This window comes from Streptomyces sp. NPDC059169 (genome assembly GCF_042755225.1).
In the GTDB taxonomy this organism is placed as follows: domain Bacteria; phylum Actinomycetota; class Actinomycetes; order Streptomycetales; family Streptomycetaceae; genus Streptomyces.
In genome coordinates, this window is the sequence record NZ_JBHZCF010000012.1 from 137,692 (window position 1) to 161,734 (window position 24,043).

The following is a 24,043-nucleotide window of genomic DNA, read 5'->3' on the forward strand; positions in this document are numbered from 1 at the left end:
GCGCCGCCTTGCCCAGTCCCTACCGCGCGATATTCGCCGCCCCCGGCGCCACGGCGTTCTCGGCCGCCGGTTTCCTCGGCAGGATGCCGCTGTCCATGATGGGCATCGGGATCGTGACCATGATTTCCCAGCTCACCGGACGGTACGGGCTGGCGGGTGCGCTCTCGGCGACGCTCGCCCTCTCGGCCGCGGTGCTCGGTCCGCAGGTCTCCCGACTGGTCGACCGCCACGGTCAACGCAGGGTGCTCCGCCCCGCCCTGCTCGTTTCGGTCACGGCGGTCACGGGCTTCCTCGTCTCGGCGCAGCGGGGCGCCCCCGACTGGATCCTCTTCGCGTTCACGGCCTGCGCGGGGTGCATCCCGGCCGTGGGCGCGATGACCCGGGCGCGCTGGGCCGCGATCTACGAGGGGTCGCCGCGCGCGTTGCACGCCGCCTACGCGTTCGAGTCGATCGCCGACGAGGTGTGCTTCATCGTCGGACCGATCGTCTCCATCGGACTGTCCACGATGTGGTTCCCCGCGGCCGGCCCCCTGTTGGCCGGCCTGTTCCTCGTCATCGGCGTCCTGTGGTTGACAGCGCAGCGGGCCACCGAGCCCGTGCCGCATCCGGGCGGCGAGCACTCGGGTGGGACCGCGCTCCGCTCGCCGGGCCTGCAGGTGCTCGTGGCGACGTTCGTCGCCACGGGCGGGATCTTCGGTGCGATCGACGTGGTGACGGTGGCCTTCGCCGAGGAGCAGGGCGACAAGGCGGCGTCCAGCCTGGTCCTCGCGGTGTACGCGCTGGGATCGTGCCTGGCCGGAGCGGTCTTCGGGCTGCTGCACCTCAAGGGCGATCCCTCCCGCAGGTGGGTCCTGGGCGTCTGCGCGATGGCCGTGAGTATGATCCCCCTCCAACTGGCCGGGAACCTGCCGATCCTGGCCGTGGCGCTCTTTGTCGCTGGCCTCGCCATCGCACCGACGATGGTGACCACGATGGCCCTCGTCGAAGCGCACGTACCGCGCACCAAGCTGACCGAGGGCATGACCTGGACGGGTACCGGGCTCGCGGTCGGCGTGGCGCTCGGCTCGTCGGCCGCCGGCTGGGCGGTCGACGGGTACGGGGCCGGTGCGGCGTACGCGGTGCCCGCGGTGGCGGGAGTGCTCGCGGCCGTGGTGGCGTTCCTGGGGTACCGCCGGCTGCGCAGGCCGGTGCCGACGCGGGAGGGACGGGATGACCAGCACATCCAGAACGGGGAACGCGTGGCGTAACTGGGCGGGGACGGTGACCTCCCGCCCGGCGCGGGAGGTCTCGCCCGCCTCGGCCGACGAGTTGGCCGAGGCCGTGCGCCGGGCGGCACAGGACGGTCTGCGCGTGAAGATGGTCGGCTCCGGCCATTCCTTCACCGCCATCGCCGCCACCGACGGCGTGCTGGTCCGCCCCGACCTGCTCACCGGCATACGGGCGATCGACCGCACGGCGATGACCGTGACCGTGGAGGCGGGCACCCCCTTGAAGCGGCTCAACGCCGCGCTCGCCCGCGAGGACCTGTCGCTCACGAACATGGGCGACATCATGGAGCAGACGGTCGCGGGGGCGACGAGTACCGGGACCCACGGCACCGGCCGCGATTCGGCCTCGATCGCCGCGCAGATCGAGGGCCTTGAACTGGTCACCGCGGACGGTTCTGTGCTCACCTGCTCGAGGGTGGAGAACCCGGAGGTCTTCGCTGCGGCCCGGGTCGGACTCGGCGCGCTCGGCGTGATCAGCGCGGTCACCTTCGCCGTCGAACCGCTCTTCCTGCTGACGGCCCGCGAGGAACCGATGTCCTTCGACCGCGTCACGGCGGAGTTCGACGAGCTCCACGCGGAGAACGAGCACTTCGAGTTCTACTGGTTCCCGCACACGGGCAACTGCAACACCAAGCGCAACAACCGCAGCGCGGGGCCCGCGGCCCCCGTCGGGGCGGTCAGCGGCTGGATCGAGGACGAGCTGCTGTCCAACGGCGTGTTCCAGGTGGTCAATTCGCTGGGCAGGGCCGTCCCGGCGGCGATACCCCCGATGGCGAAGGTCGCCAGCCGGGCGCTGTCCGCGCGAACGTACACGGACATCCCCTACAAGGTGTTCACGAGCCCCCGCCGGGTGCGCTTCGCCGAGATGGAATACGCACTCCCGCGCGAAGCCGCGATCGGTGCACTGCGCGAGGTCAAGGCGATGATCGAGCGTTCACCCCTGCGGGTCAGCTTTCCCGTGGAGGTGCGGACCGCCCCCGCCGACGACATCGCACTCTCCACGGCATCGGACCGGGACAGCGCCTACATCGCCGTCCACATGTACAAGGGCACGCCGTACCGCGCCTACTTCACCCGGGTCGAGCGGATCATGACGGCGCACGGCGCCCGCCCCCACTGGGGAAAGATCCACACCCGGGACGCGGAGTACCTGGAGACGGTGTACCCGCGGTTCGGCGAGTTCAGGGCACTGCGGGACCAGTTGGACCCGGATCGGGTGTTCGGCAACGACTACCTGCGCAGGGTGCTGGGCGCCTAATCGCCCTACGGGCGGCGGGACCTCAGGGAGCCACCGGGGCGTCCGCCCCGGTGGACTCCGTCGGCGTCGGCGTCGGGGCAGGTGCGGACTCTTCCCCACCGGAGGGCCCCGAGGGACCGGCGGCCGGGTCCGACGGCCCGGGCACCGGGCTGCGACCACCGGGCGGGCCGGAGCTCGCGCCCTCCCCACCGCCCTCCCGAGGACTGCTCCCCGGGCTCGCGCCCGGACTCCGTTCCTCGCCGGCGCCCTTGTCAGTCCCTCCGTCACCCTGCTCGCCTGGACCACTCCGGTCGGCGGAACGCGATGAGGGCGGCGGGGACGACGGGGGCTGCGGTGACGCGGAGTCTCCCCCGCCACCGCCGCGCACGGCGGAGCCGACGGTCGTTCCGGCGCCACCACCGAGCTCCCGTCCGACGGCGAGTTCGTAGGCCGTGATGCCGGCCATCGCCACGGCGAAGACGACGGAGGCGGCAAGTGCGGACCGCTTCCAGCCGCGGACCCGCGTACCGTGGGTCGTCGCCGCCCCGAACTCCCCGTGCGCGGGGCGCCCCTGCCCCGAACCGGCGCCCACCCGACGGCTCCCGGGCCGCGGTTGGCCGGCGGCGTCGCGGATCTGTTCGCCGGTTCGCCGGAACAGGTGCTGGAAGACGGAGCCGCCGCAGGTGGCCACGACACTGACCACGCCTGCGCCGACGATCGTGCCGTAGACCCCCAGTTGGGAGGCGAGCACCGCCGCGGCGATCGCCGCGAGTGCACTCCCGGCTACCTGCGCGACGCTCAAATCAAGCCGCTTCTCCTGCTCTTGTGCTGCGCCCCCGTCGTGGTCGCGCCGGTTGTGGTCCATCTCCAACCTTCACTCGCCCATCTGTCCTACCGTGCACCAGAAAGAGACATCCGGGCGAATCGAATCGTTCCATTTCTGCGGATTTTGTGAAGCATGACACCGGACAATCGAGGCCTTGGAGGGCCAACTCCCACCTCGCACCACAAGTTCGGCGGCGCGCCGGGTCCACTCCGATGGCCCGAATGGAGTACTGTGGCGAGCCCTGGGTCCGGTCTCTCTCACGGGTGTGCGGCCCCAGGGAAGGGGGCCGAAGGCGGCACTCGAACCGGCGGCGCCGCGGCACCGCACGGTCACCCGATGCACCGCGTGACGAACGTCGTCACACAGCGTGGCAAACAGGTAACCGTGCCATAACGGCGATCCAGGGCCCATGCCCGACACGCCGGGCAACTCGGCAAGGTTGTGGCAGGCTGCACCCGGGCAGGCCACACTCGACTAGCGGAAGCAGCGACGCACGTGACGTCGGCAGGCACCACCCGGGAGGTCCCCATGCCCGAACTGCGTGTCGTGGCCGTCTCCAACGACGGCACACGACTGGTGCTGAAGGCTGCGGACAGCACGGAGTACACGCTTCCGATTGACGAACGGCTGCGCGCGGCCGTCCGCAACGACCGCGCCCGCCTCAATCAGATCGAGATCGAGGTGGAGAGCCATCTCCGCCCTCGGGACATCCAGGCGCGCATACGGGCCGGCGCCTCCGCCGAGGAGGTCGCCCAACTCGCCGGCATCCCCGTCGACCGGGTGCGCCGCTTCGAGGGGCCGGTGCTCGCCGAGCGCGCCTTCATGGCTGAGCGCGCCCGCAAGACGCCCGTCCGCCGCCCCGGGGAGAACGCCGGTCCCCAGCTCGGCGAGACGGTGGCCGAGCGCCTGCTCCTGCGGGGCGCCGAGAAGGACAGCGTGCAGTGGGACTCCTGGCGCCGGGACGACGGCACCTGGGAAGTACTGCTGGTCTACCGGGTTGCGGGCGAGCCGCACTCGGCGAGCTGGACGTACGATCCGCCGCGGCGGCTCGTCCAGGCCGTCGACGACGAGGCGCGTGCCCTGATCGGCGAGACCGACGACGCGATCGCGGTCAGCCAGGAGCCGAGCTTCCCGTTCGTCCCGCGCATCGCCCGGCTACCGAGGGACCGGCCGCTGGACCGCAGTCTCGACCGGCAGCCGGAACGCCAGCTGGAGCGCGCGCCCGCGGCTGCGGAGTCCGAGGAGAGCGAACGCGACTCCCTGACGAGCCTGCTCGAAGCGGTACCGAGTTTCCGCGGCGACATGGTCGTCCCGGAGCGGCCCGTGCCGGAACCGCCGTCCGCCGAACCCGTCGAGGAGCCCGCCGCCGAGGAGCCGGCGGCTCCCGCCGCTTCTGCCGGCGCCGGATCGGCTTACGCCGATGTGCTGATGCCCCGCGCCGTCAGCGGCCACCGAGACCGCCTCACCGGCACCACGGACCGCCAGGCGGAAGCGGACGGTGTGCGTCCGGGACGCCGTGCGGCCGTGCCCAGCTGGGACGAGATCGTCTTCGGCACCCGGCGGAAGAAGCAGGAGTAGTAAGGCCCGCCAGCGAGGGCTCGTACGCGTACGCCGCGTACGAGCCCGTCGTGTGCGCCCGCGAGGCCGACCGGGCCCGGGCGCGCGGCCTACTGCGGGTCGGGGCCCGTCGCCACGGGGCGGGAGTCGTCGAGTGACCATTCCGACCAGGAGCCTGCGTAGAGGGCGGCCGGGATCCCCGCGATCGCCAGAGCGAGCACCTCGTGGGCGCCGGAGACGCCCGAGCCGCAGTAGACGCCCACCTCGGACGCCTCCGTGGCGCCCAGCCGCTTGAAGCGGGCGGCCAGGTCCTCCGCCGGCAGGAACGTGGTACCGCCGGCGACGACGTTGTCCGTGGTCGGAGCCGACACCGCCCCGGGAATGTGGCCTCCGACCCGGTCGATCGGCTCGACGTCGCCCCGGTAGCGCTCTGCCGCCCGCGCGTCCAGCAGCAGCCCGGAGCGCGCCAGGGCCGCGGCCCGGTCCGCGTCGAGCAGCGGCAGCGCCCCCGGAACCGGCGTGAAGTCGCCGGGGATCGAGGCCGGGGCATCCGTCGACAACGCGCCGTCCCAGGCCGCCAGGCCGCCGTCGAGCACCCGCACGTCGGCGTGCCCCGTCCAACGCAGCAGCCACCAGGCCCGCGCCGCGGCCCACCCCTGACCTCCGTCGTAGACGACGACCGGGGAGTCGGCCGAGACACCGGCGCGGCGCATCGCCGCACCGAAGACCGTCAGGTCCGGCAGCGGGTGCCGCCCGCCCGCCCCGGGCGGGCCCGCCAGCTCGCTGTCGAGATCGACGTACACGGCTCCGGGGATGTGACCGGCCGCGTACGCGGCGTGCCCGTCGAGGGGCGGGGCACCGGCCGCGGCGGCCAGGCTCAGCTGCCAGCGGACGTCGAGCAGTACCGGAGACCGCGCTCCAGCCAACTCGCTCACGAGTTCGGTTGCGGTGATGATGGGGTTCATAAGGGCCATCCTCGCGCAGGGTGTGGCAGGCCCGTGCCACGGACGGAACGGATGGGGCTCGTCAAAGCGGGCATCCTCCCTTTCGGGATCCCGCGAAGAGCGGCGCGGCCCGGCGCGGCGCGCGCCGGGCGGTGCAAGCATCTGCAGGGGCTTGCGGCCGCTCTGCACGGCGGACTCCCCCGGTTCCGCGCACGGCCACGACGACGATGGTCCGAGGTGAGAGTGACGATGACGACCGAGGAGACTCGGCGCAGACCCGGCACACCCTGCTGGGTGAGCCTGATGGTGCACGGCCTTGACCCGACACAGGACTTCTACCGGGCCCTGTTCGGATGGGAGTTCAGTCCCGGCCCTCAGCCGCTCGGCCCCTACGTCCGCGCCCTGGTCGACGGCAAGGACGTGGCGGGCATCGGCCGGCTCCCCGCGGACCGCCATCTGCCGATCGCCTGGACGACCTACATGGCATCCGACGACGTTGACGAAACCGCCGAGCAGATCAGGTACTGCGGCGGCACCGTCGGCGTCGGCCCCCTGGACGCGGCGGACGCGGGCCGGTTGGTGATCGCCTCGGACCCGGAGGGTGCGATCTTCGGTGTGTGGCAGGCCGCCGCGCACGCCGGCACGGCCCTCTTCGGCACGCATGGCACCCCGGTCTGGAACGAACTGGTCACCAGGGAGACCTCGTCGGTGAGCAAGTTCTACAGATCGGTCTTCGGCTACGAAGCAGAGCCGGTCGTCTCCGCGGAATTCGACTATCTGACCCTGCACCTGGGCAATCGCCCGGTCGCGTCGATCCACGGCGTGGGCCACGCCCTTCCCCGGGACAAGGGTGCGCACTGGATGACCTACTTCGAGGTCGAGGACCCCGACGAGACGGCATCCCGCCTGGTGGATCTCGGGGGACACGTCATCCAGCCGCCGCGCGAGGGGCCGAGCGGACGACTCGCCACCGTCGCCGATCCGGAGGGAGCGGTCTTCACGATCGTACGGACCGCGACGCGCGACTGATCCGTCGCGACGGCCGGGAGGTGCGCTTCGTACGGGAGCGCCCCGTGCGGGGCGAGGACGCTCGCTCGATCGTCATTCCCGGGAGACGGGCAGCACATCGGGCGACAGCGCGCCGGCCCGGGAGGCGGCCGCCGTCATCCGGCGCCGGTGGTGCCTGCGGCACAGCACCTCGTAACCGATCTCGTCGACCGACTGGTTCACGTCACCGACCACCACCTGCGCGCCCTCGACGACCATCTCCCCGTTGATCGTGCGGGCGTTGTGCGTGGCCCGTGCACCGCACCAGCACAGCGCCTCGACCTGGAGGACCTCGACGCGGTCGGCGAGTTCGACCAGACGCTGCGAGCCGGGGAAGAGCTTGGAGCGGAAGTCCGTCGTGATGCCGAACGCGAAGACGTCGAGTGCGAGCTCGTCCACGACCCGGGCGAGCTGGTCGATCTGCTCGGGCGCGAGGAACTGCGCCTCGTCGGCGATGACGTAGTCGCAGCGGCCGCCCCGGGACAGATGGGCGACGAGGTAGGCGTAGAAGTCGAAGCCCTCGGCGGCCTCGATCGCATCGGTCACGAGGCCGAGCCGTGAGGACAACTTGCCCTCCCCGGCGCGGTCGTCACGGGTGAAGATCATGCCCTGGAGTCCCCGGGCCGACCGGTTGTGCTCGATCTGCAGAGCGAGGGTGCTCTTTCCGCAGTCCATCGTTCCGGAGAAGAACACCAGCTCGGGCATGAGGGAGTGACGGCCTTTCACGTGGGTGAGGGTGACGGCGACGGAGGACGGATTCAGGAGCGTACTTCGAGCAGCGGGACGAACTGCTCGGCGGGGGTCATCGAGCCGTGGACGGCGACCATCGCGGATTCGTGGGGCTCGTTCACCGAGGCCGTGATCACGACGTCGTCGCTCGCCGCTGCGACGACGTCGCCGATGCGCTGGTGGACCCTCTCGTCGACGCGCGGCCCGAACCAGCCCGCATCGATCGCCTCGCCCCGGCTCGCCACCCAGAACCGGTCCCCGAGCACCTCGCGCCACACCGCGAGCACATCGGCCTCGGCACCCGGGACGGCGTAGACGTGCCGCGCCCGGCCCTCGCCGCCGAGCAGGGCGACCCCCGCCTTGAGCTCCCAGTCCTCGTCGAAGTCGATGCGGGAGTCCTCATCGAAGGGAATGTCGATCATGCCGTGGTCAGCGGTGACGTACAACGCCGCGTGTGGCGGCAGCTGCTCGGCGAGTCGCTGGACGAGCCGGTCGACGTACATCAGCTGGCCGCGCCAGGCGTCGGAATCGACGCCGAAGCGGTGTCCCTTGCCGTCGAGCTCGCTGTAGTAGGTGTAGACGAGCGACCGGTCGCCGGCGGCGAGCTGCTCGGCGGCGAGGTCCATCCGCTCCTCGCCGGTGAGCCGACCGTGGAACGTGCCGCCACTCAGTGCGATCTTGGTGAGCGGCGTGTCCTGGAAGGCGGGCGAGGAGACCTGGGCGGTGTGCACCCCCGCCTCGTCGGCCAGCTGGAACACGGTCGGGTAGGGCTGCCAGACGCGCGGCGAGGTCCAGGGCTTCCACCGCAGCTGGTTCATCAGCTCGCCGGTCTCCGGATTGCGGGCGGTGTAGCCGGGCAGACCGTGGGCGCCGGGGGGCAGGCCCGTACCGACGGAGGCGAGCGACGTCGCGGTGGTGGCGGGGAAACCAGCCGTCAGGGGACGACCGGTGCCGCCGCACGAGGTGCCGAGGAGCGACGTGAGGTACGGCGCCTCTTCCGGATGCGAGAGCAGCTGCTCCCAGCCGAGGCCGTCGATCAGGAAGACGCAGTTCCGGTCGGCGGGGGCGAGCGGCTCGATGGCGGGGTGGAGTCCCGGGACGCCCTGGCCCGCGGCGATCGTCGGCAGGAGGTCGGCGAGCGAGGCCGAGCCGTATGCGGGCACGGGTGCCGTGTCGAGGGCGAGCGGGACGGGGTGGTCCTCGGGCCAGTAGGGCTGGGCCATCAGCGGGTGGCGGCCGTGGCCTCGGACAGCGCCTGCGCGAAGGCCAGCGTCTGGCGTACCGCGTCCGGTCCGTCGCCCGCCTCGCTGACGCGCAGGCTGAGGTCGTCGGCGGTGGAGTTGCCGGTGTAGCCGTGGTCGGCGTCGCAGTTGGGGTCGCCGCAGGCGGCCGGCTCGAGATCGATGCGGGAGACCGCGCCCCAGCCGATGGTGAGGACGACCTCGCGGGGCAGGGTGCCCGGGGCGTACGACTCGGGGTTGGCGACGACGCGGCTGACCACGACGGACGAGATCCGCGGGAGCTTGACGGACTCGGTGGAGGTCGTCGCGTAGGGGGTCGGCGAGGTGCTGTCCGCCGCCTGCTCGTCGGTGTGGCTGACGATGAAGCGGGTGCCGGTCAGCACCAGCACCGTGACGTGCCTGCGGACCTCGTTCGCGTCGAACGTGGTCTCCTGGTGGACCAGGTACGACGCGATCTGCTCGCCGCCGACAGCCGCCTCCACCGCTTCGGCCACGAGAGCCGGGTAGTAGCCACTGCGCTCGATGGCCGCGCGCAGCCCCTGGGTCGTCGTACCGGTCTTCGCCATGGGCTCCATCCTACGGGGCCCCGGGACCCCGGGAGTGCCCCCTACGGCGGGGGCCTTCCGGGGCGGCCTGTCCCCGGGCGGCTGCCCGGAGCCGGGCGGGGGACGATGAGCGGGCACGACCGTCGCCGCGGGGGCGGCCCGACCGGGGCCGACGGCCGCACCACTGCGTGCCGGACGGGCCGATCGGGCACCAGTGGTCGCCGCCGCTCAGTAGACGGGCAGCCGCCTCGGCCCGAGGTCGGTGCGGGGCGGTGGCGGGGCGAGACGGATCGAGGCGTCCAGCACCGAGAGGCCGTGCTGGGCGACGACCACCGGTTCGAGGCTGACGGCGACCACCTCCGGGTGGTCGTCGACCAGGCGTGAGACCCGCAGCAGCAGGTCTTCGAGGGCGGCGGTGTCGACGGGTGCGGAACCGCGCCAGCCGAAGAGGAGCGGGGCGGTCCTGACGGACCGGATGAGTTCGGCCGCGTCACGGTCGGTGGCCGGGACGAGGCGGTGGGCCGTGTCGCCGAGCAGATCCGTCGCGGGACCGGCGAGCCCGAACGACAGCACGGCGCCGACGGCCGGATCGATGGCGGCCCGGACGACGGTGTCCACGCCCCGCGGCGCCATCGGCTGGACGACGGGCCTGAGCTCTTCGGGCTTGCCGAGGGCCTCGGTCAACTCGGCGTAGGCCTGTCGCACTTGGCGCTCGTCGGCGAGGTCGAGGCGAACGCCACCGAGGTCGGGGCGGTGACGCAGGTGCGGGGCCGTGGTCTTGAGGGCCACGGGGTAGCCGAGGAGTGCGGCGGCCTGCGCGGCCGTGTCCGGGGTGGGCGCGGGCAGGGTCGGCCGTACGGAGATCCCGTAGCGCCCGAGGAGTGTCCGCGCGTCCTCCTCGCCCAGTGTGACGCCACCGTCCGCGGGCGCCCGATCGAGCAGTCCCCCGATGAGTGCCGCGGCACCGCCCTCGTCGACGTCCTCGAACTGCGGCACGCGGCCCGGGTCCGCTGCGGCCCGGCGCCACTGTCCGTACCGCACGGCCTCGGCCAGGGCGCGCACGGCCCTTTCGGCCGCCGGGTAGGCCGGGATCGACCGTTCGGCAGGACCGCCGTCGGGGGGCGGTTCGCCCGGCGCAGGTCCGGTCGCGGCGGACGCCGGCTGTGTGAAGGGGCGGGGCGTCCGCGCGGTGAGGGTCTCGGGGTCGGCCTCCGGGCCGGTCCCGCTGCGCGGCGGAGCGGAGCTGGTCGCCGCCGACAGGGCTTCGGCCAAGCCGCCGAGTTCGACGTGGACGACGACGACGGGCTTGGCCGGGGCTGTTGCCGCGGCCGAGCGCAGGGCCGCCGCCAGGACCTCCCCGTCGCCCGACTCGGTGACGCCGTTGGCGCCGACCCAGGGGATCGCGTTGACGACGACCGCGTCGCACGTGTCGTCCCGCAGCGCCGCCAGGAGCGCGCCGCAGAAGTCCTGTGGCGTCGCTCCCGTGGTCAGGTCGCGCGGCGGCAGCGGGCGCAGTCCCTCGGTGAGGCAGGCGTCGTAGGTGAGCAGCCCCAGCGACTCCGAATTGCCCAGGATCGCGATCCGCGGCCCGGCCGGCAGCGGCTGCCCGGCCAGCAGCAGCGCCGCGTCGACGAGTTCCGTGACCGTGTCGACACGGATGACGCCCGCCTGCCGGAGCAGCTCCGCAACGGTGGTGTGCGGGACGCGCGTCACCGGCACCGCGTGCCCGGCGGGCGCGCTGCCGCTGTGGCGAGCGCCCTTCACCACCACGACCGGCTTGACCGCGGCCGTGCGCCGGGCCAGTCGGGTGAACTTCCGCGGGTTGCCGATCGATTCGAGGTACAGCAGGACGACGTCGGTGTCCGGGTCCTCGTACCAGTACTGCAGGAAGTCGTTGCCCGAGACGTCCGCCCGGTTGCCGGACGAGATGAACGACGACAAGCCGGCGCCCCGCCGGTGGAGCCCGCTGAGCAGCGCTATGCCGATCGCACCGGACTGGGTGAACAGCGCCGTCCGGCCGTGCGCCGGCGCCTCCGGCGCGAGCGAGGCGTTCAGCCGCACCTCCGGCGTGGTGTTGATGACCCCGAACGCATTGGGCCCGATGATCCGCATGCCGTACGAGCGCGCCTGTCGAACCAGTTCGCGCTGGCGCTCGCGACCCTCCGGACCGCTCTCGGCATAGCCGGCGGCCAATACGACCAGGCCCTGCACCCCGTGCTCACCGCAGTCCGCAACGACCTCGGGCACCCGTTCGGCGGGCACGGCGACCACGGCGAGATCCACCGGTTCGCCGACCTCCGCGACGGACCGGTACGCGGGCACGCCGTCCATCTCGTGCGCGCCCCCGGACAGCGCACGGTTCACGGCGAACACACGACCGGTGTATCCGCCCGCGAGGAGGTTGCGCAGCGCGGCGCGGCCGACTCCGCCCGGGGTACGGCCGGCGCCGATCACCGCCACGGAGCGGGGTGCCAGCAGACGCTGCACCGAACGTGCCTCCGCCCGCTGTTCCCGGGCGCGCTGAACCGCCAGTGACTCGGCCGTGGGTTCCAGCTCCAGCGTGAGGTGGACGGACCCGTCCTCGAAACTGCGCTTCTGGGTGTAACCGGCGTCGGTGAACACCTTGATCATCTTGCTGTTCGCCGGCAGCACTTCCGCGGCGAAGCTCCGGATCCCCCGCTCCCGGGCGACCGCCGCGATGTGTTCCAGCAGGGTGGAGGCGACGCCGCGACCCTGGTGCGCGTCCTGTACCAGGAAGGCGACCTCGGCCTCGTCCGCGGGTGCGGACGCGGGCATGCCGTCCGCACCGATCCGGTCGTAGCGGACGGTGGCGATGAACTCGCCACCCACGGTCGCGGCGAGACCCACCCGGTCCACGTAGTCGTGGTGCGTGAAGCGGTGCACGTCCTTGGCGGACAACCGCGGGTACGGGGCGAAGAAGCGGTAGTACTTCGACTCGTCCGAGACCTGCTCGTAGAAACTGACGAGCCGCTCGGCGTCCTCGGTGGTGATGGGCCTGATGCGCGCGGTTCCACCGTCGCGCAGCACCACGTCGGCTTCCCAGTGGTCGGGGTACGCGTGGTCCGCCGGGCTCTGCATGGGGCAAGGGTACGGCCCGGGCACCGGTCGCGTGGCCCGGAGGCCGGAGGCAGGCTGGGAGGGCCGGATCGGCGCGCAACCCCCTCACCGCAGGCCGGTCCGCGAGCCTCCCGGCACCCGTGAGAGACTGGTCTAGACAACTTCTGAGACTCCGAAGGACATCACCATGGCAGAGCGCCGCGTCAATGTCGGCTGGGCCGAGGGCCTGCACGCCCGCCCCGCGTCCATCTTCGTCCGTGCCGCCACGGCCTCCGGGGTCCCCGTGACGATCGCCAAGGCCGACGGCACCCCGGTCAACGCCGCCTCCATGCTCGCCGTGCTCGGCCTGGGCGCGCAGGGCGGCGAGGAGATCGTGCTCGCCTCGGACGCCGACGGCGCGGAAGCCGCGCTGGACCGACTGGCGAAGTTGGTCGCCGAGGGGCTCGAAGAGCTTCCCGAGACCGTCTGAGCGTCCTCGCGAAATCATCACGGACCGCGGCACTGGAATTCCAGTGCCGCGGTTCTATTTCCACCCGCGCCGAGGCAGAAAAAACCGCGCGCCGAAATGCGCACTTGTTTGTATACGGGATCGGTGTTAATTCCGGTCGCCGACCCTGTTTACGGCATGTTGCGGAGACCTCACGCGCTCACGGACCCGCAGCCGGTGCGCGCCCGTCGTCCGTTCGGCGTGCAGCGCCGTGAGGGCACGTGCCCGCTCCGCGTCCCCGCGCGCCACCGCGTCGACGATCGCCCCGTGTTCGGCCCAGGCCTCGACCGGGCGCACGGGCTCCTCGACGGAGTACATCCAAGCGATCTTGTGCCGCAGCTGGGTGAGCAGGGCGGTGAGCCCGGGACTCCCCGATGCTTGGGCCAGGGTCTCGTGGAACCAGGCACCGAGCGCGCGCAGATCATCGCCCTGACCCCGACGCGCCCGCTCCTGACCGAGCCTGACCAGGCCCCGCAGCACCCTGAGATGCGCATCCGTGCGCCGCTGGGCGGCCCGCGCCGCCCCCAGCGGCTCCAGCAGCATCCTGACCTCCAACAGATCTGCCGCCTCCTGCTCGGTGGGCTCCGCGACACAGGCCCCCGCGTGCCGCCGCGTGACCACGAAACCCTCCGACTCCAGGGTGCGCAGCGCCTCGCGCACGGGCACGCGCGAGACGCCGTACCGGCGCGCCAGCTGCTCCTCGGTGAGGCGGCTCCCACGCTCGAAGACACCGGAAACGATGTCCTCGCGAATCGCCGTGCATACCGAGCGCGCTGGAATGCGCATACCGAACCTCCGCCTTTAATCCGCGCGAAACCCAGTCGAGCGACGCCTGTTCGGTGACTCTATTCCAAGAGGTCCGAATTTCCGATGGCCACCCGTAATCCATGGATATTTTTTGGCCGGAGTACGACGAAGGCCCCGGCTCGGTCGTCCCGGGCCGGGGCCTTCGTGAGGAAGGAGGGTGCGGAGGAGGAGCTGAGGACGGATCAGACGTTGACGCCGTGCGAGCGCAGGTAGGCGATCGGGTCGATGTCCGAGCCGTAGTCGGCACCCGTGCGCGCCTCGAAGTGCAGGTGCGGGCCGGTCGTGTTGCCGGTCGAGCCGGACAGGCCGATCTGCTGGCCCGGAGTGACCTTCTGCCCGACGGAGACACCGATCGAGGAGAGGTGGCCATACTGCGTGTACGTACCGTCGTGCATCTTGATCACGACGTTGTTGCCGTAGGCACCGCCCCAGCCGGCCTCCACGACCTCGCCCATGCCGACGGAGACGACCGGAGTGCCGGAGGAGGCGTGGAAATCGACGCCTGTGTGGCTGCCGGAAGACCAGATCGCACCGCCGGAGTGGTAGCCCGTGCTCACGTACGAGCCGGCGACCGGCGTGGTGTAGGACATCAGGCGCTTGCGCTCGGCCTCGCGCGCGGCGCGCTCGTGGGCCTCGCGGGCCGCCTTGACGCGGATCTCCGCCTTGCGCTTCGCCTCGGCCTCGGCGAGCGTCTGGGCGGCGGCCATCGAGGCCTCCTCCTGCTGCGCATCGGCCTGCGCGCCGACCTGACGGGCCAGCGAGTCATCGGTGACGATCGCGTTGAGCCCGGTGTCCTCGGGCGAGGAGGCTTCCGTGTCGGCGGCGAACGCCGGGGAGGCGAGGGTTCCGATCACGCCGGTGGTGGCGATGGCCGCCGCTCCCGTGATGCCCGCGCGCTTGCGCGAAAGGCGGCTCGGACCACGATGCTTCCCGGTGGCACGGGTGAACGCCATGAAGTGGCTGATCCTTTCCTTCCTTCTCGCCTACCGGGTTAGCTGACGGGTTCGGAGCAGGAAGGTCTCCTACGGGCCCCTCCGCGCGGATGCGAAGGCGTCCGATTCACCCCAGGGGACATGTGGGTCCCCGGCTCCCCAGGCTCGCGCCCGACGGGGACTCGGCGATGACTGCCCGATGCCGCGGGTGCGGCGGTACGACCGGCGGACAGCGCACTCGACGCTAGGCCGATCTTCATCCGATCACCAAACAGACACGCCCCTTTGTAGTGCACGCCACAGATCAGACGGGCAGGCAAACCAACAAAGCGGACATACGGAAAGGCCTCGTTGACACGCGGCCAACGAGGCCTCCCGGGCAGCGCCGGACGCGTCCGGCAGTCAATCAGCCGGAGACTACGGTCACTTCGCCGATTCCGAGGGCCTTCACCGGCTCCTCGATCTCCGAGGCGTCGCCGACGAGGATCGTGACGAGACGGTCGACCGGGAAGGCGTTGACGGCCGCAGCCGTGGCCTCGACCGTACCGGTCTCCACCAGGCGCGCGTACAACTGCGCCTGGAAGTCGTCGGGAAGGCCCTGCTCGACCTGGTCGGCGAGCGTGCCCGCGACCGAGGCGGCCGTCTCGTACTTCAATGGGGCCACACCCACCAGGTTCTGCACGGCGACGTCGCGCTCCGCGTCCGTCAGCCCCTCGGCGGCGAGGGTGCGCAGCACCTTCCAGAGGTCCTCCAAGGCCGGCCCCGTGTGCGGGGTGTCGACCGAACCGCTGATGGCGAGCATCGCGGCGCCCGTGGCCCCTCCGGGCGAGGAGGGGGCGGCAGAGCGCAGCACCTGGCTGAAGGCCCGCACGCCGTAGGTGTACCCCTTCTCCTCGCGCAGGACGCGGTCCAGCCGGGAGGTGAGCGTGCCACCCAGGCAGTACGCACCGAGGACCTGCGCCGCCCAGACCCGGTCGTGGCGGTCCGGGCCGATGCGGCCGATGAGCAGCTGCGTCTGGACCGCACCGGGACGGTCCACGATGACGACGCGGCCCGTGTCATCGGCGGTGATCGGCGGCATGGGCCGGCTCTCCACCACATCACCCGACCAGTTGCCGAGCGTGTCGGCGAGGAGGGCGTCCACGTCGGTTCCGAGGAGGTCGCCGACGATCACGGCGGTGGCCGCGGCGGGGCGCACGTGGGCCTCGTAGAAGGCCCGTACAGCGGCGGCGTCGATGCGCGCCACCGTCTCCTCGCTGCCCTGGCGGGGCCGTGACATCCGCGAGGAGGCGGGGAAGAGCTGCTTGGACAGCTCCTTCGCGGCGCGCCTGCCCGGGTTGGCGGTCTCGTGGGGGATCTCGTCCAACCGGTTACGGACGAGACGGTCGACCTCGCTGTCGGCGAACAGCGGCGCGCGCAGCGCCTCGGCGAGCAGACCCATGGCCTTGGGCAGCCGGGAGACGGGCACCTCGAGGGAGACCCGGACGCCCGGGTGGTCGGCGTGCGAGTCGAGCGTTGCTCCGCAGCGCTCGAGCTCCGCGGCGAACTCCTCCGCCGTGTGCTTGTCGGTGCCCTCGGACAGTGCCCTGGCCATGATCGTGGCGACACCGTCCAGGCCCTCGGGCTCGGCGTCGAGCGGGGCGTCGAGGAAGACCTCGACGGCCACGACCTGCTGGCCGGGTCGATGGCACCGCAGCACGGTCAGCCCGTTGTCGAGCGCGCCGCGCTCGGGCGCGGGGAAGGCCCACGGCCTGGCGTCTCCGGGCTGCGGCTGCGGGTGGAATTCCATGGTCGCGGCAGCGTCGGTCACTGGTCCGCCCCCTCTTCGTCGTCGTGAGCACCGCTGTCGGCGGAGGCGGGCTCGTACACCAGTACCGCCCTGTTGTCCGGCCGCAGCCGGGCCCTGGCGACCGCCTTCACCTCTTCTGCGGTGACGTCCAGGACCCGCTGGACGGCACTGAAGGCCAGCTGCGGGTCACCGAACAGGACGGCGTAGCGGCACAGTTCGTCCGCGCGGCCCGCGACCGTGCCGAGCCGGTCCAGCCACTCGCGCTCCAGCTGAGCCTGTGCGCGCTCCATCTCCTCCGGACTGGGCCCCTCAGCGGCGAACCGGGCCAACTCGTCGTCGACGGCGGCCTCGATGTCCGGTACCTCGACGCCCGCGGACGTCTTCACGTCCAGCCAGCCGAGCGAGGGGGCTCCGGCCAGCCGGAGCAGGCCGAAGCCCGCGGCGACGGCCGTGCGATCACGGCGGACCAGGCGGTTGTGCAGACGGGACGACTCACCGCCGCCGAGCACCGTGAGGGCCAGATCGGCGGCGTCGCACTCGCGGGTGCCGTCGTGCGGCAACCGGTAGGCAGCCATCAGGGCTCGGGCCGGTACGTCCTCGACGACTTCCTCCCGCAGCTGCTCGCCGATGACGTCGGGCAGGGACCCGTCGCGGGGCGACTGCTTCCCGTCGTGGGACGGGATGGAGCCGAAGTACTTCTCGACCCAGGCGAGGGTCTGCTCCGGGTCGATGTCGCCGACGACCGACAGGACCGCGTTGTTCGGCGCGTAGTACGTCCGGAAGAAGTGCCGCGCGTCCTCCAGGGTCGCCGCGTCCAGGTCGGCCATCGACCCGATCGGGGTGTGGTGGTACGGGTGCCCGTCCGGGTAGGAGAGGGCGGTCAGCTTCTCGAACGCCGTCCCGTACGGAACGTTGTCGTAGCGTTGGCGCCGCTCGTTCTTGACGACGTCGCGCTGGTTCTCCATGGACTCGTCGTCGAGGGCGACGAGGAGCGACCCCATGCGGTCGGCCTCCAGCCAGAGCGCGAGCTCGAGCTGGTGGGCGGGCATCGTCTCGAAGTAGTTGGTGCGCTCGAAGCTCGTGGTGCCGTTGAGCGAGCCGCCCGCGCCCTGGACGAGCTCGAAGTGACCGTTGCCCGGCACCTGCGCGGACCCCTGGAACATGAGGTGCTCGAAGAGGTGGGCGAGGCCGGTGCGGCCCCTGACCTCGTGGCGCGAGCCCACGTCGTACCAGAGGCACACCGCGGCGACCGGGGTCAGGTGGTCCTCTGAGAGCACCACGCGAAGGCCGTTGGCCAGGCGGTGCTCGGTCGCTTTCAGGCCGCCGGAGCCGGCCTCGGCTGTCGCCGTGTGACCCATGGGCATGTCGTCCCTTCGATCGCGGTTCAGGGTGTCCTGCCACTGTATGCAAGCGGGCTGACACCTGGCGAAGTTCCCCGCGGTTCCGGGTCGCGGTCAAGCTTGTCAGCGGGACGGTCCACAATGGTCGGCGTCAGATCCCGCACATGTTGGTGAAGGAGCCGCAAGCGCGATGGCCCGCCGCAGCACGAAGACGCCGCCGCCCGACGACTTCGAGGAGAGGATCCTCGACATCGACGTCGTCGACGAGATGCAGGGCTCCTTCCTCGAGTACGCGTACTCGGTGATCTACTCCCGCGCCCTGCCCGACGCACGGGACGGCATGAAACCGGTCCACCGCCGGATCGTGTACCAGATGAACGAGATGGGGCTCCGCCCCGACCGCGGCTATGTGAAGTGCGCCCGTGTGGTCGGCGAAGTGATGGGCAAGCTCCATCCGCACGGAGACGCGTCGATCTACGACGCGCTGGTGCGGATGGCACAGCCCTTCTCGATGCGCCTGCCGCTGGTCGACGGCCACGGCAACTTCGGTTCGCTGGGCAACGACGACCCTCCGGCAGCGATGCGCTACACGGAGTGCCGGATGGCCGCCGCCACGGGGCTGATGACCGAGTCGATCGAAGAGAACACGGTCGACTTCACACCGAACTACGACGGGCAGGAGCAGGAACCGGTCGCCCTCCCGGCAGCCTTCCCGAACCTGTTGGTCAACGGCGCCTCCGGCATCGCCGTCGGCATGGCGACGAACATGCCGCCGCACAACCTCGGCGAGGTCGTCGCCGCGGCCCGTCACCTGATCAGGCACCCCGGCGCCGACCTGGAGACGCTCATGCGTTTCGTCCCGGGGCCCGACCTGCCCACGGGCGGCCGGATCGTCGGACTGGCCGGAATCAGGGACGCGTACGAGACGGGCCGCGGCACCTTCAAGATCCGTGCCACGGTGGCCGTGGAGAACGTGACGGCGCGCCGCAAGGGTCTCGTCGTCACCGAACTGCCCTTCACCGTCGGCCCGGAGAAGGTGATCGCGAAGATCAAGGACCTGGTCGGTTCCAAGAAGTTGCAGGGCATCGCCGACGTCAAGGACCTCACGGACCGTGAGCACGGCCTGCGCCTGGTCATCGAGATCAAGAACGGCTTCATCCCGGAGGCCGTGCTGGAGCAGCTCTACAAGCTGACGCCGATGGAGGAGTCCTTCGGCATCAACAACGTGGCCCTGGTCGACGGCCAGCCGCTGACGCTCGGCCTCAAGGAGCTGCTGGAGGTCTACCTCGACCACCGCTTCGACGTCGTACGGCGGCGCAGCGAGTTCCGGCGCGGGAAGAAGAGCGACCGGTTGCACCTCGTCGAGGGACTGCTCGTCGCCCTGCTCGACATCGACGAGGTCATCCGACTCATCCGCTCCAGCGAGAACTCGGCGCAGGCCAAGGAGCGGCTGATGGCGCACTTCTCGCTCACCGAGGTGCAGACGCAGTACATCCTCGACACCCCGCTGCGCCGGCTCACCAAGTTCGACCGCATCGAGCTGGAGGGCGAGCGCGACAAGCTCACCGCGGAGATCGAGGAGCTGACCCGGATCCTGGAGTCGGACACCGAGCTCCGCAAGCTCGTTTCGTCCGAACTCGCCTCGGTGGCCAAGAAGTTCGGCACGGAGCGGCGCACGGTGCTGTTGGAGTCCGCCGGTGCGCCGGTGGTGTCCGCGTCGCTGCAGGTGGCGGACGACCCGTGCCGGGTGTTGCTGTCCTCCACCGGACTGCTGGCACGCACGGTCACCGGGGAGGCACTCCCGGAGGGGAGCACCCGGCGTGCGAAGCACGACGTGATCGTCTCCGCGGTGCCCGCGACCGCACGCGGCGAGGTGGGCGTGGTCACCTCGGCCGGGCGGCTGCTCCGGCTGTCGGTGATCGACCTGCCACAACTCCCCGAGACGGCCGGCACACCGAACCTGTCCGGTGGTGCCCAAGTCTCGGAATTCCTGACGCTGGAGGCGGACGAGCAGGTGATCTGCCTGACCACGCTCGACGAAGCCTCACCCGGCCTCGCCCTCGGCACGCTCCAGGGCGTGGTCAAGCGTGTGGTGCCCGACTTCCCGGCGAACAAGGACGAGCTGGAAGTGATCACTCTCAGGGAGGGTGACCGGATCGTGGGCGGTACCGAGCTGCGCACCGGTGAGGAAGACCTGGTGTTCATCACTTCCGACGCACAGCTGCTGCGCTATCCGGCGGGCCAGGTCAGGCCGCAGGGCCGCCCGGCGGGCGGCATGGCGGGCATCAAGCTGGCCGAGGGCGCCGGAGTGCTCTCGTTCACCGCCGTCGATCCTGCGGTGGACGCGGTGGTCTTCACGGTCGCGGGCTCCACCGGGACCCTGGACGACTCGGTGACCACGGCGAAGCTCACTCCGTTCGACCAGTTCCCGCGCAAGGGCCGGGCAACCGGTGGGGTGCGCTGCCAGCGCTTCCTCAAGGGCGAGGACGTGCTGCTACTGGCCTGGGCGGGTGCAGCACCGGCGCGGGCCGCCCAGAAGAACGGAACGCCTGTCGAGCTCCCCGAGCCCGACCCGCGGCGCGACGGTTCGGGCACGCCGCTGGCGAAGCCGGTCGCCTCGCTGGCCGGACCTGCTTCGTAGGGCACCCGCCCTGACGGACCGGTGGCAGGAGCGTCCCGTTGCGGCGTCCCTGCCACCGATGGTCCGTCTCCCGGGCGCCGGTGTGGCCCCGGGTGCAATGGGGTCAGCTCCAGGGCAAATGCCGCCAGGGGCTGCCCTCGTCCTGCACGAGCAGCCGGTGGGAGGACAGGGCGTCGTCGTAGTAGCGGCCGTACTCCTCCTCGTCGAAGCGCAGTACGCGACCCAGTACGTACCCCGCCGAGAAGTCCTCCCACGACCGGTAGGCGGTCCTGCTGAGCGCACCCGCGCGTACGATGGCGCATTCCGCCTGGTGCGGGGTGCAGAAGCGGGCTGCCAGCCCCCAGCGGGCCACGGACGGGGCCCGTCCGTAGTCATAGGCACATACGGACGTCACCCGGCCGTCGTCCGAAAGCAGTCCGTCGGCGCGGAACCTGGCCTCGTACCGCGTGATGCGGCGTACCAGGTCCTCCATCTCCTTCACCACGGGCGCCGGAGCACCACGGTCACGCAGGGTTGCGGCAGCGGTCTCGCGCCAGAGCTCCGGGGTGGGCGGCTTCCCGAGGCTCTCGACCAGTCGCGTGCGCACCCGGAGTGCGAACTCGGGTTCCGGCGGGCTGTCGGAGCGGGCGAGCAGTGCGCCGACCCGCTCCTGCCAGCCGTCGTGACCGGTGATCCCCCAGGCCTCGCGCAGGACGCGGCGCTGGGTGCCGTACGCGCGGTACACCGTTCCGACCTCGTTCCAGGGCACGCCGTTGGTCACCGCGAGGTGCCCGCCGCAGGCGAGTCCGAAGGCGAGCGGCCCGTACAGCGGCCCGGTGTGCAGCGCGGACAGCCGTTTCGGGGCGCTGCGGGCGTTCTCGGCGTAGTAGCGGCGCCACACGTCGCGGTCCCGGGATGACGCCGGAAGGTGTACGGCTGCGGGCGTGCCACTGTTGACGGCGAGCCACTGTCCCGCCTCGGTCCACCGGAAGTCCGCCACCCACGCGAGCGTCACCTCGTGGAAGACCCAGTCCGGACGCCAGGGCGGCAGCATGCCGCGTGTGAGCAGCGGCCTGCACAGCCCTCCGGTCGCCGGGTCGACGACCGCGGGCCAGCGGATCAGGTCCGGCTCGGCGTCGACCTCGTGGCGGGCCTGGCCGATGAACAACTCCTCGGCGGCGAGCACCTGCAGCTGGGCGTGCCGGTCCCCGCGCAGCCCGGCCTCGTGTAATCGGCGTTCCACCGGCCTGGGTGGCGTCCACTTCAGGACCACGGCCCGCTCCGGTCGTCCTCGTCCGGAACCCGCTGCTCGGGCGCGTACCGCAGGACTCCCCACAGGGCGTGCTCGGCGGGGGCGTCCTCCGGTGCACGCACCCGGGTGGCGTCGAGCGCCCCGAGGAGACCCGCCGTGTCGACGCCGGAGCCGATGAGGACCAGTTGGGTCTGCCGATCGGCGCCGTCCGGCCACGGCTCGGGATAGAACCGCAGGAACCGGCCGACTGAGTGCACGGCGTACCGATTGGCGGGGTCGGCCTCTCCGAATCCGACGAAACCCTTGATCCGGTACAGCCCCTGCGGTCGCGAGTCGAGGAAGTCCATGAGCCTACGGGGGTGCAAGGGCTCATCGGAGGTGAACGAGACCGTCTCGTAGGCGGCATGCAGATGATGTCGGTGCCCGTCGGTGCCGTGACCGTGCTCGTCGTGCCCCGCTCCGTCGTGATCGGCCTCGTCGTCGTGCAGGTCCTCGAAGGAGAGCTGCCCCACGCGCTCGGCCTTCGGACGGCATTCGAAGAGAAGCTCGGGATCGATGCGACCGTAGGACGCCCGCACGACGGCTACGCCTTCGGCGACGCCCGCGATGTGCTCGCGCAGCCGCCCCACTTCGACCTCGGCGATCCGGTCCGTCTTGTTGACGACGATCAGATCGGCGATCCGGAGGTGCCTGTCGATTTCGGGATGCCGCTCGCGGGTCGCTCCGAACTCGGCGGCGTCGACGACCTCGATGAGACCGCCGTACACGATGTGCCGGTTCTCGCTTGCCAGGAGCATGCGGACGAGCTCCTGCGGTTCCGCGAGGCCGCTCGCCTCGATGACGATCACGTCGAGGCGCGCGGCGGGACGGGTGAGCTTGTCGAGGAAGACGTCCAACTCGCTCGCGTCCACGGCACAGCACAGACAACCGTTGCCGAGGGACACCGTGGAGTCGCCGAGCTGGCCCGCCACGGTCATCGCGTCGATCTCGATGGACCCGAAGTCGTTGACGATCGCGCCGATCCTCGTCCCCCGGCCGGCCCGGAGGAGGTGGTTGAGCAAGGTGGTCTTGCCTGACCCCAGAAAGCCCGCAAGGACGATCACGGGGATCTGCGGCTGGCTCAACGCGGTACCTCCGGGGCTCTCGTGTGCGTCGGACCTCCAGGATATGGGCAGTTCAGGCGACCTCCGGGAGCGGCTGGGGCGGCACGGGCCCCACGTAGCGCGCGGCCGGACGGATGATCTTCGAGTCCTCCGCCTGCTCCAGGACGTTGGCGCTCCAGCCGACGACGCGAGCGGCGCAGAACGTCGGTGTGAACATCTCCCGTGGCAGTCCACAGAGCTCCATCACCACTCCCGCGTAGAACTCCACGTTCGTGTGCAGCTCGCGCCCCGGCTTCAGCTCGGCGAGGATCGCCTCGACCCGCGCCTCCACCTCCACCGCGAAGTCCACGAGTGGCCCGCCGAAGCTCCGGGCGATCGAGCGCAGCATGCGCGAGCGCGGGTCCTCCGTGCGGTAGACGGGGTGGCCGAAACCCATGATCCGTTCCCCGGCACATACCCGTTCCCTGATCCAGGCGTCGATGCGGTCCGGACTGCCGATCGCATCCAGCGTGTCCAGCGCGCGGCTCGGCGCGCCGCCGTGCAGCGGCCCGGACATCGCGCCGACGGCCCCGACCAGACAGGCCGCCAGGTCGGCACCGGTGGAGGCGATCACCCGGGCGGTGAAGGTGGAGGCGTTGAAGCCGTGGTCAACGGTGGAGATCAGGTACTGCTCGACGGCCCGTGCCCGGGCGGGATCCGGCTCGGAACCGGTCAGCATGTAGAGGTAGTTGGCGGCGTACGGGAGGTCGTCGCGCGGCGGGACGGGGGTCAGCCCCCGGCCGAGCCGGTACAGCGCGGTGAGCAGCGTGGGCACCGCGGCGCAGGCCGCGAGCGCGTCCGCACTCCGCTGCCCGGCGTCGAGGTCGTACCCGGGCCGTAGCCCCGCCGATGCCCCGAGCAGTGAAAGCCCGGTGCGCAGTCCGGCGAGCGGGCCGGAGGGGGCACAGGCGCGGGCGACGGCGGGCAACACCTCGCCGACGTCGGTGGGGATCCGGCGCAGCTCCGCCGTCTGCCGCAGGAACGCCCGGCGCTGTGCGGCATCCGGCAGGCGTCCGTGGAACATCAGGTACCAGACGTCCTCGAAGGTGCTGTTCTCCGCGAGCTCCACAGCCGAGTACTGGCGGTAGTGGTAGAAGCCCTCTCGCCCCCGTACGTCCCCGAGTGCGGTGTCGGTGACGACGACGCCCGCGAGTCCGCGCGGAACGCCGGGGACCGCCGTGGCTCCGTCCATGGTGTGCATG

Annotated in this window: 19 protein-coding genes and 1 riboswitch; of the genes, 6 read left to right on the forward strand and 13 right to left on the reverse strand. The window is 71.5% G+C overall.

Annotation, left to right across the window (positions count from 1 at the left end; genetic code table 11):
• Positions 1–8 precede the first annotated feature (8 nt).
• Positions 9–1,247, forward strand: a complete 1,239-nt coding sequence (locus ACFXOM_RS22660) for an MFS transporter (RefSeq protein ID WP_384938415.1) — start codon at positions 9–11, stop codon at positions 1,245–1,247.
• Positions 1,210–2,526 carry a D-arabinono-1,4-lactone oxidase gene (locus ACFXOM_RS22665; protein WP_384938413.1) on the forward strand — a complete coding sequence of 439 codons (1,317 nt, stop codon included), beginning with the start codon at positions 1,210–1,212 and terminating at the stop codon, positions 2,524–2,526. Before ACFXOM_RS22660 ends, ACFXOM_RS22665 begins: the two co-directional genes overlap by 38 nt.
• Before the next feature lie 22 nt (positions 2,527–2,548).
• Here ACFXOM_RS22665 and ACFXOM_RS22670 read toward each other — a convergent pair whose 3' ends face one another.
• Positions 2,549–3,370 carry a hypothetical protein gene (locus ACFXOM_RS22670; protein WP_384938411.1) on the reverse strand — a complete coding sequence of 274 codons (822 nt, stop codon included), beginning with the start codon at positions 3,368–3,370 and terminating at the stop codon, positions 2,549–2,551.
• A 456-nt stretch (positions 3,371–3,826) separates the two neighbouring features.
• On the opposite strand from ACFXOM_RS22670, the gene sepH reads away from it, so the two are divergent.
• Positions 3,827–4,909 (forward strand): septation protein SepH, encoded by a 1,083-nt coding sequence (sepH, locus tag ACFXOM_RS22675; RefSeq protein WP_384938409.1) that lies wholly within the window; start codon positions 3,827–3,829, stop codon positions 4,907–4,909.
• A gap of 89 nt (positions 4,910–4,998) precedes the next feature.
• On the opposite strand, the gene ACFXOM_RS22680 is transcribed toward sepH, so the two are convergent.
• On the reverse strand, positions 4,999–5,853 hold the full coding sequence (locus tag ACFXOM_RS22680; protein ID WP_385038989.1) for a sulfurtransferase: 855 nt from the start codon (positions 5,851–5,853) through the stop codon (positions 4,999–5,001).
• Between the two features lie 228 nt (positions 5,854–6,081).
• On the opposite strand from ACFXOM_RS22680, the gene ACFXOM_RS22685 reads away from it, so the two are divergent.
• Entirely contained in the window at positions 6,082–6,861 is a 780-nt protein-coding gene (locus ACFXOM_RS22685; protein WP_384938406.1) for a VOC family protein, read from the forward strand.
• Positions 6,862–6,933: 72 nt separating this feature from the next.
• Here ACFXOM_RS22685 and ACFXOM_RS22690 read toward each other — a convergent pair whose 3' ends face one another.
• The 4 genes from ACFXOM_RS22690 to ACFXOM_RS22705 form a co-directional block, all read right to left on the reverse strand.
• Positions 6,934–7,584 (reverse strand): thymidine kinase, encoded by a 651-nt coding sequence (locus tag ACFXOM_RS22690; RefSeq protein WP_384938472.1) that lies wholly within the window; start codon positions 7,582–7,584, stop codon positions 6,934–6,936.
• 53 nt (positions 7,585–7,637) lie between these two features.
• Positions 7,638–8,831, reverse strand: coding sequence for an alkaline phosphatase family protein (locus tag ACFXOM_RS22695; protein ID WP_384938404.1), 1,194 nt, complete (start codon positions 8,829–8,831; stop codon positions 7,638–7,640).
• Positions 8,831–9,415, reverse strand: coding sequence for a DUF5998 family protein (locus ACFXOM_RS22700; RefSeq protein WP_384938402.1), 585 nt, complete (start codon positions 9,413–9,415; stop codon positions 8,831–8,833). The genes ACFXOM_RS22695 and ACFXOM_RS22700 overlap by 1 nt, the downstream gene beginning before the upstream one ends.
• Positions 9,416–9,622: 207 nt before the next feature.
• The gene (locus ACFXOM_RS22705; protein ID WP_385038992.1) at positions 9,623–12,493 is read right to left on the reverse strand and encodes a GNAT family N-acetyltransferase; all 2,871 of its coding nucleotides are present in this window, start codon (positions 12,491–12,493) and stop codon (positions 9,623–9,625) included.
• Between the two features lie 166 nt (positions 12,494–12,659).
• Between ACFXOM_RS22705 and ACFXOM_RS22710 the strand changes: the two genes are divergently transcribed.
• Positions 12,660–12,941 (forward strand): HPr family phosphocarrier protein, encoded by a 282-nt coding sequence (locus ACFXOM_RS22710; protein WP_189888432.1) that lies wholly within the window; start codon positions 12,660–12,662, stop codon positions 12,939–12,941.
• A gap of 126 nt (positions 12,942–13,067) precedes the next feature.
• On the opposite strand, the gene ACFXOM_RS22715 is transcribed toward ACFXOM_RS22710, so the two are convergent.
• From ACFXOM_RS22715 to ACFXOM_RS22730, 4 genes are all read right to left on the reverse strand, one after another.
• Positions 13,068–13,745 (reverse strand): GntR family transcriptional regulator, encoded by a 678-nt coding sequence (locus tag ACFXOM_RS22715; protein WP_384938398.1) that lies wholly within the window; start codon positions 13,743–13,745, stop codon positions 13,068–13,070.
• A gap of 203 nt (positions 13,746–13,948) precedes the next feature.
• The gene (locus tag ACFXOM_RS22720) at positions 13,949–14,719 is read right to left on the reverse strand and encodes a M23 family metallopeptidase (protein WP_384938396.1); all 771 of its coding nucleotides are present in this window, start codon (positions 14,717–14,719) and stop codon (positions 13,949–13,951) included.
• A 13-nt stretch (positions 14,720–14,732) separates the two neighbouring features.
• A riboswitch (cyclic di-AMP (ydaO/yuaA leader) is annotated at positions 14,733–14,896 on the reverse strand.
• Between the two features lie 208 nt (positions 14,897–15,104).
• Positions 15,105–16,487 (reverse strand): M16 family metallopeptidase, encoded by a 1,383-nt coding sequence (locus ACFXOM_RS22725; protein ID WP_384938470.1) that lies wholly within the window; start codon positions 16,485–16,487, stop codon positions 15,105–15,107.
• Between the two features lie 17 nt (positions 16,488–16,504).
• On the reverse strand, positions 16,505–17,845 hold the full coding sequence (locus tag ACFXOM_RS22730; protein ID WP_384938394.1) for a M16 family metallopeptidase: 1,341 nt from the start codon (positions 17,843–17,845) through the stop codon (positions 16,505–16,507).
• A 172-nt stretch (positions 17,846–18,017) separates the two neighbouring features.
• On the opposite strand from ACFXOM_RS22730, the gene ACFXOM_RS22735 reads away from it, so the two are divergent.
• Entirely contained in the window at positions 18,018–20,468 is a 2,451-nt protein-coding gene (locus tag ACFXOM_RS22735; RefSeq protein WP_384938392.1) for a DNA topoisomerase (ATP-hydrolyzing) subunit A, read from the forward strand.
• A gap of 103 nt (positions 20,469–20,571) precedes the next feature.
• Here ACFXOM_RS22735 and ACFXOM_RS22740 read toward each other — a convergent pair whose 3' ends face one another.
• From ACFXOM_RS22740 to ACFXOM_RS22750, 3 genes are read right to left on the reverse strand one after another with little or no spacing between them, the layout of a single operon-like run.
• A complete protein-coding gene (locus ACFXOM_RS22740; protein WP_385038995.1) occupies positions 20,572–21,690 on the reverse strand; it encodes a DUF1266 domain-containing protein in 1,119 nt (372 codons plus the stop codon).
• Positions 21,691–21,710: 20 nt separating this feature from the next.
• Entirely contained in the window at positions 21,711–22,823 is a 1,113-nt protein-coding gene (locus tag ACFXOM_RS22745; protein ID WP_384938388.1) for a CobW family GTP-binding protein, read from the reverse strand.
• Between the two features lie 52 nt (positions 22,824–22,875).
• On the reverse strand, positions 22,876–24,033 hold the full coding sequence (locus tag ACFXOM_RS22750) for a citrate synthase (protein ID WP_384938468.1): 1,158 nt from the start codon (positions 24,031–24,033) through the stop codon (positions 22,876–22,878).
• Between the last annotated feature and the right edge of the window lie 10 nt (positions 24,034–24,043).

Bases quoted from the DNA above. Each gene is read 5' to 3' on its own strand.
- ACFXOM_RS22665 (WP_384938413.1), top strand. From the start codon at position 1,210: ATGACCAGCACATCCAGAACGGGGAACGCGTGGCGTAACTGGGCGGGG.
- ACFXOM_RS22670 (WP_384938411.1), bottom strand. From the start codon at position 3,370: ATGGACCACAACCGGCGCGACCACGACGGGGGCGCAGCACAAGAGCAG.
- ACFXOM_RS22680 (WP_385038989.1), bottom strand. From the start codon at position 5,853: ATGAACCCCATCATCACCGCAACCGAACTCGTGAGCGAGTTGGCTGGA.
- ACFXOM_RS22685 (WP_384938406.1), top strand. From the start codon at position 6,082: ATGACGACCGAGGAGACTCGGCGCAGACCCGGCACACCCTGCTGGGTG.
- ACFXOM_RS22690 (WP_384938472.1), bottom strand. From the start codon at position 7,584: ATGCCCGAGCTGGTGTTCTTCTCCGGAACGATGGACTGCGGAAAGAGC.
- ACFXOM_RS22695 (WP_384938404.1), bottom strand. From the start codon at position 8,831: ATGGCCCAGCCCTACTGGCCCGAGGACCACCCCGTCCCGCTCGCCCTC.
- ACFXOM_RS22700 (WP_384938402.1), bottom strand. From the start codon at position 9,415: ATGGCGAAGACCGGTACGACGACCCAGGGGCTGCGCGCGGCCATCGAG.
- ACFXOM_RS22705 (WP_385038992.1), bottom strand. From the start codon at position 12,493: ATGCAGAGCCCGGCGGACCACGCGTACCCCGACCACTGGGAAGCCGAC.
- ACFXOM_RS22710 (WP_189888432.1), top strand. From the start codon at position 12,660: ATGGCAGAGCGCCGCGTCAATGTCGGCTGGGCCGAGGGCCTGCACGCC.
- ACFXOM_RS22715 (WP_384938398.1), bottom strand. From the start codon at position 13,745: ATGCGCATTCCAGCGCGCTCGGTATGCACGGCGATTCGCGAGGACATC.
- ACFXOM_RS22720 (WP_384938396.1), bottom strand. From the start codon at position 14,719: ATGGCGTTCACCCGTGCCACCGGGAAGCATCGTGGTCCGAGCCGCCTT.
- ACFXOM_RS22725 (WP_384938470.1), bottom strand. From the start codon at position 16,487: ATGGAATTCCACCCGCAGCCGCAGCCCGGAGACGCCAGGCCGTGGGCC.
- ACFXOM_RS22730 (WP_384938394.1), bottom strand. From the start codon at position 17,845: ATGGGTCACACGGCGACAGCCGAGGCCGGCTCCGGCGGCCTGAAAGCG.
- ACFXOM_RS22735 (WP_384938392.1), top strand. From the start codon at position 18,018: ATGGCCCGCCGCAGCACGAAGACGCCGCCGCCCGACGACTTCGAGGAG.
- ACFXOM_RS22750 (WP_384938468.1), bottom strand. From the start codon at position 24,033: ATGGACGGAGCCACGGCGGTCCCCGGCGTTCCGCGCGGACTCGCGGGC.